Annotated in this window: 16 protein-coding genes; 6 read left to right on the top strand and 10 right to left on the bottom strand. The window is 59.9% G+C overall.

The annotated features are described in order from the left end of the window. Positions 1 to 31: 31 nt before the first annotated feature. The 9 genes from LCH97_RS16200 to LCH97_RS16160 form a co-directional block, all read right to left on the bottom strand. Entirely contained in the window at positions 32 to 340 is a 309-nt protein-coding gene (locus tag LCH97_RS16200; protein ID WP_017507121.1) for a c-type cytochrome, read from the bottom strand. Between the two features lie 42 nt (positions 341 to 382). Continuing rightward, entirely contained in the window at positions 383 to 2,113 is a 1,731-nt protein-coding gene (locus tag LCH97_RS16195; RefSeq protein WP_017507120.1) for a nitrite reductase, read from the bottom strand. 64 nt (positions 2,114 to 2,177) lie between these two features. After that, on the bottom strand, positions 2,178 to 2,402 hold the full coding sequence (locus LCH97_RS16190) for a DUF3079 domain-containing protein (RefSeq protein WP_017507119.1): 225 nt from the start codon (positions 2,400 to 2,402) through the stop codon (positions 2,178 to 2,180). Between the two features lie 22 nt (positions 2,403 to 2,424). Beyond that, positions 2,425 to 4,242 (bottom strand): nitric oxide reductase activation protein NorD, encoded by a 1,818-nt coding sequence (locus LCH97_RS16185; protein WP_227302560.1) that lies wholly within the window; start codon positions 4,240 to 4,242, stop codon positions 2,425 to 2,427. A gap of 1 nt (position 4,243) precedes the next feature. Further along, positions 4,244 to 5,053, bottom strand: coding sequence for a CbbQ/NirQ/NorQ/GpvN family protein (locus LCH97_RS16180; protein ID WP_017507117.1), 810 nt, complete (start codon positions 5,051 to 5,053; stop codon positions 4,244 to 4,246). Continuing rightward, on the bottom strand, positions 5,050 to 5,322 hold the full coding sequence (locus LCH97_RS16175; RefSeq protein ID WP_227302559.1) for a cytochrome C oxidase subunit IV family protein: 273 nt from the start codon (positions 5,320 to 5,322) through the stop codon (positions 5,050 to 5,052). The genes LCH97_RS16180 and LCH97_RS16175 overlap by 4 nt, the downstream gene beginning before the upstream one ends. A 63-nt stretch (positions 5,323 to 5,385) precedes the next feature. Further along, positions 5,386 to 5,961: a cytochrome c oxidase subunit 3 gene (locus LCH97_RS16170; RefSeq protein ID WP_227302558.1), complete on the bottom strand. Its 576-nt coding sequence runs from the start codon at positions 5,959 to 5,961 to the stop codon at positions 5,386 to 5,388. Between the two features lie 200 nt (positions 5,962 to 6,161). After that, complete coding sequence (locus tag LCH97_RS16165; RefSeq protein ID WP_017507114.1) at positions 6,162 to 7,592, bottom strand: cbb3-type cytochrome c oxidase subunit I; 1,431 nt, start codon at positions 7,590 to 7,592, stop codon at positions 6,162 to 6,164. A 65-nt stretch (positions 7,593 to 7,657) separates the two neighbouring features. After that, positions 7,658 to 8,083 carry a cytochrome c gene (locus LCH97_RS16160; RefSeq protein WP_017507113.1) on the bottom strand — a complete coding sequence of 142 codons (426 nt, stop codon included), beginning with the start codon at positions 8,081 to 8,083 and terminating at the stop codon, positions 7,658 to 7,660. 144 nt (positions 8,084 to 8,227) lie between these two features. Between LCH97_RS16160 and cobA the strand changes: the two genes are divergently transcribed. Further along, positions 8,228 to 9,031: a uroporphyrinogen-III C-methyltransferase gene (gene cobA / locus LCH97_RS16155; RefSeq protein WP_017507112.1), complete on the top strand. Its 804-nt coding sequence runs from the start codon at positions 8,228 to 8,230 to the stop codon at positions 9,029 to 9,031. Positions 9,032 to 9,077: 46 nt separating this feature from the next. On the opposite strand, the gene LCH97_RS16150 is transcribed toward cobA, so the two are convergent. Continuing rightward, positions 9,078 to 9,296, bottom strand: a complete 219-nt coding sequence (locus LCH97_RS16150) for a DUF2249 domain-containing protein (protein WP_227302557.1) — start codon at positions 9,294 to 9,296, stop codon at positions 9,078 to 9,080. A gap of 233 nt (positions 9,297 to 9,529) precedes the next feature. On the opposite strand from LCH97_RS16150, the gene LCH97_RS16145 reads away from it, so the two are divergent. From LCH97_RS16145 to LCH97_RS16125, 5 genes are all read left to right on the top strand, one after another. Continuing rightward, the gene (locus LCH97_RS16145) at positions 9,530 to 9,925 is read left to right on the top strand and encodes a hypothetical protein (protein WP_017507111.1); all 396 of its coding nucleotides are present in this window, start codon (positions 9,530 to 9,532) and stop codon (positions 9,923 to 9,925) included. Positions 9,926 to 9,946: 21 nt separating this feature from the next. Then, a complete protein-coding gene (gene moaA, locus LCH97_RS16140) occupies positions 9,947 to 10,921 on the top strand; it encodes a GTP 3',8-cyclase MoaA (RefSeq protein WP_026107644.1) in 975 nt (324 codons plus the stop codon). A gap of 2 nt (positions 10,922 to 10,923) precedes the next feature. Next, the gene (locus LCH97_RS16135) at positions 10,924 to 11,574 is read left to right on the top strand and encodes a carbonic anhydrase (RefSeq protein ID WP_227302556.1); all 651 of its coding nucleotides are present in this window, start codon (positions 10,924 to 10,926) and stop codon (positions 11,572 to 11,574) included. A gap of 78 nt (positions 11,575 to 11,652) precedes the next feature. Then, entirely contained in the window at positions 11,653 to 13,560 is a 1,908-nt protein-coding gene (locus LCH97_RS16130) for a type IV pili methyl-accepting chemotaxis transducer N-terminal domain-containing protein (RefSeq protein WP_227302555.1), read from the top strand. Then, positions 13,557 to 14,210: a response regulator transcription factor gene (locus LCH97_RS16125; protein ID WP_017507106.1), complete on the top strand. Its 654-nt coding sequence runs from the start codon at positions 13,557 to 13,559 to the stop codon at positions 14,208 to 14,210. The genes LCH97_RS16130 and LCH97_RS16125 overlap by 4 nt, the downstream gene beginning before the upstream one ends. Positions 14,211 to 14,222 lie beyond the last annotated feature (12 nt).

Genomic DNA, 14,222 nt, shown 5'->3' with positions numbered 1-14,222 from the left:
CATACCGGTACTGGCTGGCGGCACGGGCGGCTTACTGGGACAGCACCCACTTCACCAGTACCTTCAGGTCGGCGTCAGGCAGTTGCGGATTGGGTGACATCGGCACCGGGCCAAAGCTGCCGGCGCCGCCTTTCTTCACTTTTTCTTCCAGCTTGGCCTGCACGTTTTGGCCTTTGTACTTGCTGGCGATGTCCTTGAACGACGGGCCGACCACCTTCTTGTCCATGCTGTGGCAGGCCAGGCAGTTGTACTTCTTGGCCAGCTCCGGTGAGGCCTGGGCGGTGGTGGCCAGCAGCAGGCCGGCGGACAGCAGCATGGCAGTAAGCAGAGAGGTTTTCATGTTGACTCCTTGGGCGGGCCGCAGCCCGCCGTGATGGTTGGATCAGTAAACGTCGTGTTGGGTGTTGAACACGTTGAACTTGCCAGTCGGGGTAATCAGGCGCTTGTCCTTGATGACGGCCTTGCACTGGCGGGTCTTGTCGTTGACCACCACGATGGCCGACTGCTTGTTCTTGGCGCTCCACACCGAGAACCACACCTCGTCACCGGCCTTGTTGTACTCCGGCTGCACCACACGCTTGGCACCGTCATCGTCCAGGCTGGCACACGCGGCGATGTCGATGACTTGCGGCGGCTTGTCCAGCTGGCGGATGTCGTACACCGCCACGCTCTGGCTGACCTTGGCGTCCGGGTTAAGCGGGGTATCCACCCACAGATTGCTGGATTTCGGATGCGTCTTGATGAACAGCGAGCCGCCGCCCTGCCCTTTGAAGGTGGCAACCGCCTTCCACGCGTACTGCGGGTGTTTCGCCGGGTCAGTGCCGATCAGCGTCACCTCGTCGCTGCCCAGATGCGAGGTGCTCCATACCGGGCCGTACTTGGGATGCACGAAGTTGGCCCCGCGCCCCGGGTGCGGAATCTTGCCCACGTCGACCAGAGCGGCCAGCTTGTCGGTCTTGGTATCCACCACCGCAATCTTGTTGGAAGCGTTGGCCGCCACCAGGAAATAGCGGCCGCTGCTATCGAAACCGCCATCGTGCAGGAACTTGGCCGAGTCGATAGTGGTGGTTTTCAGGTTGGCCAGGTCGCTGTAGTCCACCATCATAATCTTGCCGGTTTCTTTGGCGTTGATCACGAACTCGGGGCGGTAGTGGCTGGCCACGATGGACGCCACGCGCGGCTCGGGGTGGTACTCGTTGTCCACGGTCATGCCACGGGTGGACACGATCTTGCGCGGCTGCAGCGTGTCGCCGTCCATGATCACGAATTGCGGCGGCCAGTAGGTGCCGGCCACGGCGATCTTGTCTTCGAAACCCTTGTACTTGGAGGTTTCCACCGAGCGCGCTTCCAGCCCCACCTTCACCTCGGCCACATTGTCCGGTTTGGGCAACCACAGGTCGATCAGGTTGAGGCGTGCGTCGCGGCCGATCACGTACAGGTAGCGGCCGGACTTGGACAGCCGCGAGATGTGGACCGCGTAGCCGGTCTTGACGATGTTGATGATCTGCTTGCTGTCGCCGTCGATTAGCGCCACCTCGCCGCTGTCGCGCAGCGTCACCGAGAACAGGTTGTCGAGGTTGTAGTTGTTCATCTTGCGTGTCGGGCGCTTGTCTACCGGCAGGTAGACCTTGCGCGACTTCTCGATGTCCGCCAGCGAAAACTCGGGCGGCGTCGGCGGCTCCTGCTGGATGTAGCGCGCCATCAGGTCCACGTCCTGCTCGCTCATCTCGCCGGAGGTCTGCCAGTTGGGCATGCCGGCCGGGCTGCCGTAGGCGATGAAGATCTTCAGGTAGTCGGTGCCCTTGCCCAGAGTAATGTCTGGAGTAAGCGGTTTACCAGTAGCTCCCTTGCGCAGCACACCGTGACAGCCGGCACAACGCTCGAAATAAATCTGACGAGCCCGTGCAAACTCAGCCTTAGTCATAGGCGGTGCTTTGGGGTTGATATTCTGATGCATGTCCTCGCCTGCGAGCGGCGAACCGCCAGCCTGATAGGCTGCCTCAGCCGGACTGACAGGTTTGTTGGCCGCATCGGCATAGGCCAGTGCAGCTGCAAAGGGCAGGGTTGCCAATAAAACGCCTTGGGCCACGGTACGGATCCTGAAGCTTGTCATGATGCTCTCCACCACGCTATGAGGGAATTCATGCGTGCATCATCCGCCCCGTCTCAGCACATCATCATTGATTCGAATCAACGCTTTCCAGCCCGGTAAAACGCGCCAGCTCCTCGGTGCTGAAGCCCCAGTCCCCCTGCAGGTACCAGTCGTCGCCCAGCAGCTCGGCCGGGTGCTGGGTGCGGCCGCAGCCGTTGCCGCATTGCAGGTCGCTGGCCGCACAATACTTGTCGCAGCCCCAACACAGGCGCTCGGGATGGGCGGGGTGAATGGGGAATTTGCGGCGCATGGCACACTCCGGTACACGGGTTTCAGGCAGTCAGGCTGGCGTACAGGCTAGTCAGCACCTGCGGCAGGCGGTGGGCGTCGTGTACCACGCTGTAACCGCGCTTGCCGAACAGGTGCGGCAGGTAGTCGCCGGCCTCGCGGTCGACGGTGACACAAAACGGAATCAGCCCGGCGCGGCGTGCTTCCAGCACCGCCTGGCGGGTGTCTTCCACGCCGTAACGGCCTTCGTAGTGGTCCAGGTCGTTGGGTTTGCCGTCGGACACGATCAGCAACAAGCGGCGCGGGGCCGGCTGCTGCAATAGGATTGTGGTGGACTGGCGGATAGCGGCGCCCATCCGAGTGTAGTAACCGGGGCGAATGGCCAGAATGCGCCCGCGTGCGGCATCGTCGTAGGGTTCACCGAAATCTTTCAGCAGCAGGTAGCGTACCTCGCTGCGCCGCAGTGACGAAAAACCGTACAGGCCGAAGGCGTCACCGCAGGCCGCCAGTGCTTCGGCAAATAGCAGCAGGCTGTCGCGGATGACGTGAATCACCTGCCCGGCCTCGCCCAGCCAGCTTTCGGTAGACAGCGACAGGTCGGCCAGCAGCAGGCAGGCCATGCTGCGCCCGGCGGGCGGCCATGCCTGGTACAACGGCGGTTCGGCCACGGCCACACCGCTGCGTTGTTCGGCCAAGAAGCGGATGATGCGGTCCAGGTCCAGGTCCGGCCCGCTGGCTTCACCGCTTTTGCGGCTGCGCTCGGGTGACAAGGCCTGGAATTGCCGCCGCAAACGCCGGGCGGCCGCCTGCAGTTTGTCCGGCAAAGGTGCCGGGCTGGCGTCACGTGGCAGCATCGGCTGTAAGCGGCAATGGTCGGCCACCAACCGCTCGCGGCGGTAGTCCCATTCCGGCAGCAGCAAACCGTCGCCCAGCGGCGTGTCGTCGTAAGCGGCAGCCGGCAGGTCGAGGTCAAACTTCAGCCGGCTGGCGCGGGTCTTGCCGTCGCGGCTGACGGTGAGGCGATCCATGTCTTCGGCGGCGGCACCGTCGTCAGGCTCGTCCTCGTCCTGGTGACGGTTGACGCGCACGTAGTCGTCCCAGGTAAAGATGCTTTCGGCGCGAAACTGCAGCAACATGCCGTTCTTGCGATCGTCCGGGTTATCGCGGCGGGCACGGTAGCGGCGCCGGGCTTTGCTGTCCCGGCTGTCGCCATGGCCCTGCTCCGGCTGCTGGCCGTCGTCCTGGTTAGCCGCGGCAGCAGACGGGGGTGACGGGTGCAGCCACAGCGGCACCGGCTGCGGTGGCGGGCTGCCAGCAGGCAGAGCTGTCGCTGTACCCGGTTGCAACAGCGCGTGGCGGATGGCCTGCTCGGCGGCCTGGCCGGTACCGTTTGCCGGCCAGTTGCGTAGCGGCAGCAAGGCCGCTACCAGCCGCTGGTACAAGGTCGCCAGCCCCGGCATGGTGGCCAGGCAGCGCGCCGTGCCCTCGCTATTGCTTTGCAGCCAGTCGCCCTGCGCTGGAGGCTGCGCGGCCAAGGCCATCAGCCAGAAATACAGGCCGCGGTTGAGCGCGGCGTCCGGGTACAGGTCGATGCGCTCGGGCAGGTACAGCGCCTGTCCGTCGCGCCAGGCCAGCTCGACGTGGGTGTCGATACCGGCAACACGTGCCAGCCAGCGGCGGCGGGCACCGTGTGCCGTGCCTACCGCGCTGCGGATGGCCAGGCCGGGGTCGCCGCCCATGGCACGAAAAAAAAGCAACGCTTGCGGCGCCACGTCATCCAGCAATACCGCCGCTTGCGGGTAGCCGGGGTAGGCGGCACGGCGCACCAGCCGGTCCCACCAGCTGCCGACGAGGTCTTCCATGTCAGGCTCCGAACTGTGTATCCACTACCGCCATCAGCGCGGCCAACGTATCCGGCTCGTCCGATAACGGTTCCACCAGCGCTACCCGGCAGGCAGTACGGGCGGCCATGCCGCTAGCGATCAGCTTGGCGGCGTACACCAGCAGGCGGGTACTGACCGCTTCGTCCAGGTGATAGCCGCCCAAGCGGCGCAACTGGGCGGCCAGCGCCACCAGCCGGCGCGCCAGCGCCTCGTCGGCGCCGCCCTCTTCGCGCAGTACGGTCAGCTCTACCGCCGGCGGCGGAAAGTCGAACGCCAGCGCCACGAAGCGCTGCCGGGTGGAGGGCTTCAGCGTTTTCAGCACGTGCTGGTAACCGGGGTTGTACGATACCACCAGCATGAAACTGGCGGGTGCGGCCAACTGTTCGCCGGTGCGCTCGATGGGCAGGATGCGACGATCGTCGGTGAGCGGGTGCAGCACCACAGTGGTGTCCTTGCGCGCTTCTACCACTTCGTCCAGATAGCAGATGCCGCCAGCGCGCACGGCACGGGTGAGCGGGCCGTCGCACCACTGGGTATTGCCGGCGGCAATCAGGTGGCGGCCTACCAGATCGGCAGCCGACAGGTCATCGTGGCAGGACACGGTAAACAGCGGCAGGCCCAGCCGGGCGGCCATGTGTGCCACGAAGCGGGTTTTGCCGCAGCCGGTGGGGCCCTTGATCAGCAGGGGCAGTTGCTGGTGCCAGGCCGCCTCGAACACCTCGCATTCGTCGGCCAGCGGTTGGTAGAAAGGCAGCGGTGCCGCAGCGGCGGCTCGGTGGGGCGCGTTCATAGCAACTCCGGCAGGAAAGTCAGCAAGATCCCGCCACACACCAGCAGCAGCCAGCCGTGCACGGCTGCACGCAGCCAGAGCGGCGCGCGGCGCAAGCCCATGTAGTGCTCGGCCACCAGCGTGCCCTTCAGCCAAGCGCCGCCCAGTGCCAGTGTCAGCAACAGCGGGCCGGGGGCCAGCGTGTCGGCCAGCCGTGCCAGCGCAGCGGTGAGCAACAGCAAGGCCAGCCAAAGGCGCCAGTAAATGCGGTGAACGTGGGGGGATGTCATGTCGGCAGCCTACCGGTGCTCTGCCGGCTCTGCCTTGATACGCAATAAGAAAACGCCACCCTCCTAGCGGGCGGTGTACAGCAGGGCGAACAGCACCAGCCACACCAGGTCCACCATGTGCCAGTAGGCGGCAACGGTTTCCACACCGTCATGGTTGGCCGCGTAGGCGCCCTGGCCGGCCCGCCACCACACCGCAGCCACAATGACCATGCCCAGCAGCACGTGCAGGTAATGAAAGCCGGCCAGCGACAGGTAGAACATCCAGAAACTGTTGCTGGACAGATTAATGCCGGCGGCAAACAGCGCCCCCAGCTCGTGGCCTTTCAGCAGCATGAAGCCGCTGCCGCACAGCAGGCAGGCCAGCAACCAGCGCCGCCCTGCCTGCCCCCTCCCGGCCGCATAAGCGCAGCAGGCATTGAATACGGCTGCGCTGCCACTAAGCAGCAGCACAGTATTGGCCAGTGCCGGCCACAATGGCAGGCCGGCCTGCTGACGGGCAAACAGCTGCGGCTGCTGCAGCCGGGCGTAAGCGCAGGCGGCAAACAGCAGACTAAACACGGCCAGCTCCGCCAGGATGAAAAACCACATGGCCAGGTCGCCGGGTACCCGGCGTGGCGTGGTCGGCATGGGGTGGGACATATCGCCTCCGCAAAAAACACGCTGCCCGGCGCATGCCAGGACGCACGCGGGCAGACAGGGGTTGCAGGGAGAAAAAACACAAGACGGTGGCGCCGCAGACAGCGGCAAGCGGCCAAAAAGGGCGCAGATCTGCGCCCCTTCAGGTTCAAGCCCGGCACTTCCAGCGCCGCAGATGGCGTGCCGGCAGCCCGGTGCCCGGCTTAGCGGGCTTCGTCCTTGCCGACGAAGAAACTGATGATGTACAGCAGCAGGCCGATGAAGAACACGACGCCGGCCCCTTCACGCAGCCAGTAGAAGAACGCCAGTTTGTCCTGGGTGGCCATGAACGACAGCGGGGTATCGCCCATGCGCTGCATCCACACTTGCAGGATGCCGGCGGCGGTGAGGAACAGCGTGATGAATACCATGGCGATGGTCATCAGCCAGAACGACCACATTTCCACCACCTGGGCGCGATTGCTGTTGGCTTCGCGGCCGCGCATCAGCGGCATGGCGTAGGAGATCATGGTCATTACCACCATGGCGTAGGCACCGTAGAAAGCCATGTGACCGTGACTGGCCGTAATCTGCGTGCCGTGGGTCAGGTAGTTCACCGGCGCCAGCGTGTGCAAGAAGCCCCACACGCCCGCCCCCAGGAAGGACATCACGCCGGTACCCAGCGCCCACAGCACGGCGGCCTTGTTGGGGTGCTCGCGGCGACGCTTGTTCACCATATTGAAGGCGAACAGGGTCATCATGAAGAACGGAATCGGCTCCAGTGCCGAGAAGGCCGACCCCCACACCTGCCAGTAAGCCGGCGTACCGATCCAGAAATAGTGGTGGCCGGTACCGATGATGCCGGTAATCAGCGTCATGGCAATGATCACGTACAGCCATTTTTCGATCACTTCACGGTCCACGCCAGTCACTTTCACCAGTACGAAGGCCAGCATGGCACCCATGATCAGTTCCCACACGCCTTCCACCCACAAGTGCACCACCCACCACCAGAAGTACTTGTCCAGCACCAGGTTATGCGGGTTGTAGAACGAGAACAGGAAGAAAATCGCCAGCCCCCACAGCCCCAGCATCATCACCATGCTGATACTGGTCTTGCGGCCTTTCAGTACCGTCATGCTGAGGTTGAACAGGAAGGACAGCGCCACCAGCACGATGCCGATCTTGGTAATGGTGGGCTGCTCCAGGAATTCCCGCCCCATGGTGGGCAGCAGATCGTTGCCCGTCATCTGCGCCAGCGTGGCATAGGGCACCGCCAGGTAGCCGACGATGGTCAGCGCCCCCGCTACCAGGAATACCCAGAACGTGGCGATGGCCAGTTTGGGGCTGTGCAGCTCGCGTTCCGACTCTTCTGGAATCAGGTAATAACCGGCGCCCATGAAGCCGAACAGCAGCCACACGATCAGCAGGTTGGTGTGCACCATGCGCGCCACGTTGAACGGAATGGCCGGAAACAGAAAGTCGCCGATCACGTACTGCAGGCCCATCACCAGGCCAAAAATGATCTGGCCGACAAACAGGCCGATGGCGGCCGTGAAATATGGCTTGGCCACCACCTGCGAGCGGTACTTGAGCTGGACGTTGGCCGCAGACGGCGTGGTTTGCCGACCTGCTGCCGAAGCAAGGGATGTCATGTGTTTCTCCCGTTAAGGTAAAGGGCTGGATACGTTGGCCGCACCCGCTGGTACGGCGGACTGGTCTAGCCTTCGATGTTCGGCGGCCAGTTATTGGTGTTGATCTGGCTGCTGTACTTCAGGAATGCCACCAGGTCGTCGATCTGGGCATCGGTCAGGTGGAAATTGGGCATCTGGCGACGGCCCGGTGCCCCGGTGGGCTGCGCCTTGATCCAGGCCTTGATGAACTCCGGCCCGCGACGCTGGTAGACGTTGCCCAGCTCCGGCGCAAAGTAGGCGCCCTCGCCCAGCAAGGTGTGGCAGCCGATACAGTTGTTCACCTCCCACAGGTTCTTGCCGCGCGCCACCTGTTCGGTGAGGTTGGCGCGGTTATCGCGCTTGGGCAGGGCCTGCACGGTGTCGAACGTCAGTGCGACAAACAGCAGGAAGAAAAACACCGCCCCTCCGTAGAAAATGTTTCGTGCGGTTGACTTGGTAAAACTGGTGCTCATCGCAGCCTCCCATCATGTGTACCGGAACCCCGGCATTCAGGGCGGACTGTACGTTTCGGGGTATCCGGATAGCATTGATTCGAATCAACGATTTCCAGGCGCTGCCCTTCCTACACTGACGACCTCAACACCAGAGGAGCCGCCATGAACACCGCGCAACCGTTTTCCCACGCTACCCCGCTACAGGCCGGCGAAGTCAGCCTGGTGGGCGCAGGCCCCGGCGACCCGGACCTGCTGACCCTCAAAGCACTGCGCCGCCTGGCCGAGGCCGACGTGGTGCTGTACGACTTGCTGGTCAGCCCCGACATCCTGGCGCTGGCCAACCGCCAGGCCGAGCTGGTTTGCGTTGGCAAGCGTGCCAACCGACACACACTGCCACAGGCTGCCATACACCAGCTAATGGTGGATTACGCGCGCCAAGGCCGGCGAGTGGTCAGACTGAAGGGGGGAGATCCACTGCTCTTCGGCAGGGGCGGTGAAGAGCTGACCGCACTAGCAGCAGAAGGCATACGCTGTGAAGTCGTGCCAGGTATCAGTGCAGCGCTGGGTGCAGCTGCAAGCTGCGGCATTCCACTTACCCATCGCGACTGCGCGCAAGGAGTAATATTGGTCACAGGCCACCGCCGTGAAGGTGAATTAGCACTGAACTGGACACAAAGAACCGACTGCAGAGAGACCATCGTGGTGTACATGGGGCTAGGTGAGGCGGCTGCTATCGCTGGCAACCTGATGGAGCATGGTCGGCTGCCTGGCACGCCTGTAGCAGTGATAGAAAACGCCACGACGCCGCAACAGCGGGTGTGCTGTACAACGCTTGCCGGCCTTGCCGATACCGTGCAACGCCAGCTAATTATACCTCCGGCGCTATTACTCATTGGAGAAGTGGTAAGACTCTACCCCTTGCTATCACCCTCTTTACCAGGAGTTAGCACTAGTCAGTCCAGCTAAACATCCTGAGATAAATGACTAAGGCGTATCCTCAACCCTTAAACACTCATCCGGGCAATTGCAGGGTCAATACGACACCACTAAAGTCAGGCAGCATTTGACTCTGCAGCCGTACCCCCTGCTCCGCCAGCAGAGATGCCAGTGGCCCTGGAAAATGAGGAAGCACATAAGCCAATTGCTTTCCAGGCTTCGCCTCATCGACCTCTGCTAAAATAATCTCCAGTGGCCCAGGTGGTGCTAAACCGCGCAAGTCACGTGGCATCATGCATCACCCAATCCATAAAAGAGCGCAGGAATAAAGCCTAGCAAATAGCATGGCAAAACACTCCGAATAAACGATGGCGGTAGTATCGCCGCCATCCAATACGGGCGGAATGATCCGTATCAAGGCTTTACTTACCCGCTACCTCTTTCGGCGTAGCCCCCCCCTGCTGATAGCGTATCGGCAAGGCCTCATCGTCGGCCTACACTGCGGTCAACTACCCTAGGAATACCGCCATGTCCGCTATTCACGATTTCAGTGGCCTGCTACAGGCTGCAAGTCAGCAAGCTGCACCGCAGCGTCTATTATTCGCCTTTTGCCAGCGCCGTCTGCATGACGACCATCAACCAGCTGAAGCTGAACGCTTTGCGGCCGGTGAAGGTGGCATTTTGCAACCCGTGCTTTGCGTCGATAAAACCCCTGCCGAGCTGACCGACTTTGCAACGCTGCAGCGTGATGCCGATGCTCTGGATCACCGCTGGGAGGTAGTGTTTGTCGCTGCGATCGATGACAGCGGTAGCGCCACAGCAGATGCGCCCCTCAAACGCATGATCCAGACTATACAAACTGGCGGTGATATTGCGCGCTACCTTGCGTTTAACCGTGCGGGCCAGCCGCTTCGTTTCCTGTAACACCTACAGAAAGGATTCGTCATGCTGACCGACCGTTTTGGCCGCAGCGTGGACTACCTGCGCATTTCAGTAACCGATCGCTGTGATCTGCGCTGTACCTATTGCATACCTAAAGGCTTCAAAGGTTTCGAAGAGCCAGCTAACTGGCTAAGTTTTGATGAAATCAGCCGGGTAGTCGCTGCCTTTACACGCCTGGGCACACGCCGCTACCGCCTCACCGGCGGCGAACCCCTATTACGCCGCAACCTGCCGAATCTTGCTGCACAGCTAGCCTCGCTACCAGGTGTGGATGACTTGTCTCTCACCACTAATGGCACCCAACTGGTACAGCAAGCAGAAGCATTGCACGCTGCTGGCGTACAACGGCTGAATGTCAGTCTTGATTCTCTGCGCGAAGATTGTGTCCATGGCATTACCGGCAGTCACTGCTTGCAACAAGTACTTGATGGCCTACAAGCGGCACGCGAAGTAGGCTTTACCAGCATCAAGATCAATATGGTGCCGCTGGCCGGTATCAATGAAGATGATATCGAACCGATGGTGGCTTACTGCATGGCCCATGGTTTAATCCTGCGCTTGATTGAGGCCATGCCAATGGGGCACACCGGCCAGCAAACTCGCGGAGTGGTTCTGCAGCCGATACTGGATCGCCTACAACAACGCTTTGGCCTACGGCCCAGCTGCAAAACGCTAGGAGGGGGGCCCGCTCGCTACTGGGAAAGCGCAGATGGTGGCTTTACCTTGGGCTTGATTACCCCAATGTCACAGCACTTCTGTGCTAGCTGCAACCGTGTTCGGCTATCGGTAGACGGCACCTTGTACATGTGCCTGGGACAAGAGGAACGTTTTGAACTACGTCCATTGCTAAGAGAGGGCTGCAGTGATAGTGAACTTGACAATGCCATCCGCACTGCGATCGAGCTCAAACCACAACAACACACTTTCAACGAAGCACCTACCCGCATAGTACGCTTCATGTCGATGACCGGAGGCTAAGCATGGCACTCGATGATCCGCTGCTGCAGGGCTTTCGCCGCTTTCAGCAAGAGTACTTCTCTCCAGACAACCCCGTCTACGCCGGCCTATGCCAGGGCCAGCACCCTGCAACGCTAGTGATTGCTTGCTGTGACTCACGAGTTCACCCTCCTGCACTCATGGGCAGCCAACCCGGTGAAATGTTCGTCATACGCAATGTCGCTAACTTGGTACCGCCATACAGCCCGCACAATGAACACGCCAGCGTGGCGGCTGCGTTGGAATTCGCAGTACTTAGCCTGAAGGTTGGCCGCATCATTGTCATGGGACACTCAGGTTGTGGTGGGATCCAGGCCTTGCTCCAACGCAGTACACCACGCGATAGCGCCCTCACACGCTGGCTGGCTATAGCGGAACCAGCACGAGAACTAACTTACCGCCACCATGCAGGGGATAATGCCACCGTGCAAACTCGTCAATGCGAGCAGGCAGCCATCCTGGTATCACTGAACAACTTGCTGGGCTACCCGTGGTTGGCTGACCGCGTCAAGACGGGACAACTTATGCTGGATGGTTGGTACTTCGATATGCATGAAGGTGCACTTTGGGGTCTGGACGCTGAAAGCCACCGTTTCGTTCCACTAGTTTGCCCGCTTGAACGGGCAGACTGCTAACGCCTCCTCCTTTTGGCGGATTGCCGAAGCGATCAAAGCGCATTAAGGTGAAACCATCCCAAATCGCGCGCTCCCACTATGCACTTTTCCGCCCCCGAAGCCATGCGCAGTCTATCCGGCAAGCTGCTGGGACTCACCATTGTCTGGCTACTACTGGCCATGACATCTATTGGCTATACCCTTATTCTGTCCTGGAAACTTGAAGGAGGTGCTGCTGCCATTAATGATGCGGGCAGCCTGCGCATGCGTAGTTATCGTGTAGCGCTGATGGTCAGCGAAGGTGCCAGCTCAGCCAGCATCACCCATGAGGAAAAGCAGTTTGCAGACACCATGACACGGCTACAGCGCGGAGATCCTGCTCGACCATTATTCCTACCGGACAATGCTGCAGTGCGCCAGCAAGCCGTATTGATCTTGAAACAATGGCAATACCAGATTCTCCCCATGCTGGAGCAAGCAAGGCGCGGCCAGGTCACAGGCCCCACCATGCCGATACTAGATATCAGCGGATTTGTAGAACAAATAGACCGCCTAGTACGCCTAGTGGAAGAAGATAACGCCAAAAACACTACATTACTTCGGTTGTTTCAAATGGCCCTCATGGCGATGGCCATCATCGGCGCCATCACGATGATGTACCTTCTATTTCTGCTTATCATCCGTCCGTTAAATACCTTGGGCGAAGGGATAGTACAGCTACGTGACGGACAGCTGGCTACACGTGTGCCCGTAGTAGGGAACGATGAGCTGGCTGATATTTCACACGGATTCAACCAGATGGCCAGCCGCTTGCAAGAGCTATACACCACACTGGAAGATAAAGTACGCGACAAAACCCGCTCCCTAGACGAAAAGAACCGTCAACTAACTGCACTTTACGGTATTACCGCTTACTTGCATGAAGCTCACGAATTGGCAGATATGGGCCGTGGTTTTATCGAGCAACTCATGAAACTCACCGGGGCTGATGCAGGCAGCATCCGACTCGTAGACAGTAAGCGAGGCCGATTGGAACCCTTAGCACAGTTGGGTTTACCTGTACCTTTGCAGCAAGAGAATGACTGCCAGCAAATTAACGGCTGCTACTGCGGCGATGCCGTAGCTCAGCCACAAGCCATCGTACGGCTCTTTCGCAAGCTACCTGGCGATGAAGAGAAGCATTGCCAACAAGCTGGTTTCTCAAGCGTAGCTATTTTCCACATTCGTGCCAAGCAGCAGAACGTTGGTATCTTTACCCTCTATTTCCGCCACGCCACACAGCTACCGCAGCATGAACAGTTTCTCATAGAGACCCTAGGAAATCACTTAGGTGTAGCCATAGAAAACCAACGTCTGGCCGCACGCGACCGCCAGTTTGCCGTATCAGAAGAGCGCAATCTAATGGCGCAAGGCTTGCATGACAGCATCGCGCAGTCACTATCATTTCTGAACTTGCAGGTACAAATGCTGGAAAGTGCCTTGCCTGCCTATCTCAGCCCTGAAGCACGTGAAAATCTAGCATTCATCCAGGCAGGTGTTCAAGAGTGTTACGAAGACGTGCGCGAGCTACTACTGAATTTCCGTACTCGCATTAGCAAGCAAGACTTTCTAGCTGCTGTAGACAGCCTGTTGCAGCGCTTTGAAACTCAGGCTCGCGTGCTGACACAATTCAACATCAGTGGTAACGGTCTCCCACTCACGCCAGATCAGCAACTACAGATGATCTTCATTCTGCAAGAAGCACTATCGAACGTACGCAAGCACGCACAAGCGCAGCGCGTAGATATACGTATAAGCAACGAAGACGACTTCGTCATGGAAATTGCTGATGATGGCTGTGGCTTCGATGACAAATTGATGGAAGCCCGTAAAGACCGTCATGTCGGACTCTCCATCATGCAGGAACGCGCGGCTCGCATCCATGCCAGCATTCAGTTCACCCCCCGGGCAGGCAACGGCACCATGGTGACAATTACCCTGCCCCGCACAGAAAGACAAGCCGCATGACCCCCCTCCTTCGTATACTGCTAGTCGATGATCACACCCTTTTCCGTAGCGGCCTCAAAGCCTTGCTTCAACGCCAAGCTGACTTGGAAGTAATCGGCGAAGCCGCAGATGGCCTGGAAGGTGTCAAAAAAGCAGAGCAACTCAAACCTGACATCGTTCTACTGGATTTGGACATGCCGGTCATGAACGGCCGCGATGCACTGGCACAGATGCTCGTTAGCCAACCCGAGTTAGCTGTGCTGATGCTGACCGTATCCGAAGACGGAGAAGACCTAGCCGAGTGTATGAAGACTGGCGCTCGGGGCTACCTGCTGAAGAATATTAATGCTGACTTCCTTCTGGACAGCATCCGTCGTGCAGTGGATGGCGATAGTGTGTTATCACCGGAAATGACAGCCAAGCTAGTAGCTCGACTACGTACACCAATACCTGTCGCACCACAAAGTGAGCTGGACAGCCTAACACCGCGTGAGCGCGAAACACTTAGCCACCTTGCTCGCGGTGGAAGCAACAAAGAAATTGCTCGCGCTCTAGACCTAGCCGAGAGCACAGTGAAAGTGCACGTGCAGAACATTCTGCGCAAGCTGGGCATCAGCAGCAGGGTACAAGCTGCTGTGTACGCAGTAGAGCACGGCCTGGAGAAGCTCTAGTCCGGATACCTT

The organism is Vogesella sp. XCS3 (genome assembly GCF_020616155.1).
Classification (GTDB): Bacteria; Pseudomonadota; Gammaproteobacteria; order Burkholderiales; family Chromobacteriaceae; genus Vogesella.
The sequence above is the reverse complement of the archived record's forward strand: the minus strand, read 5'-3'. Positions and strand labels throughout refer to the sequence as shown.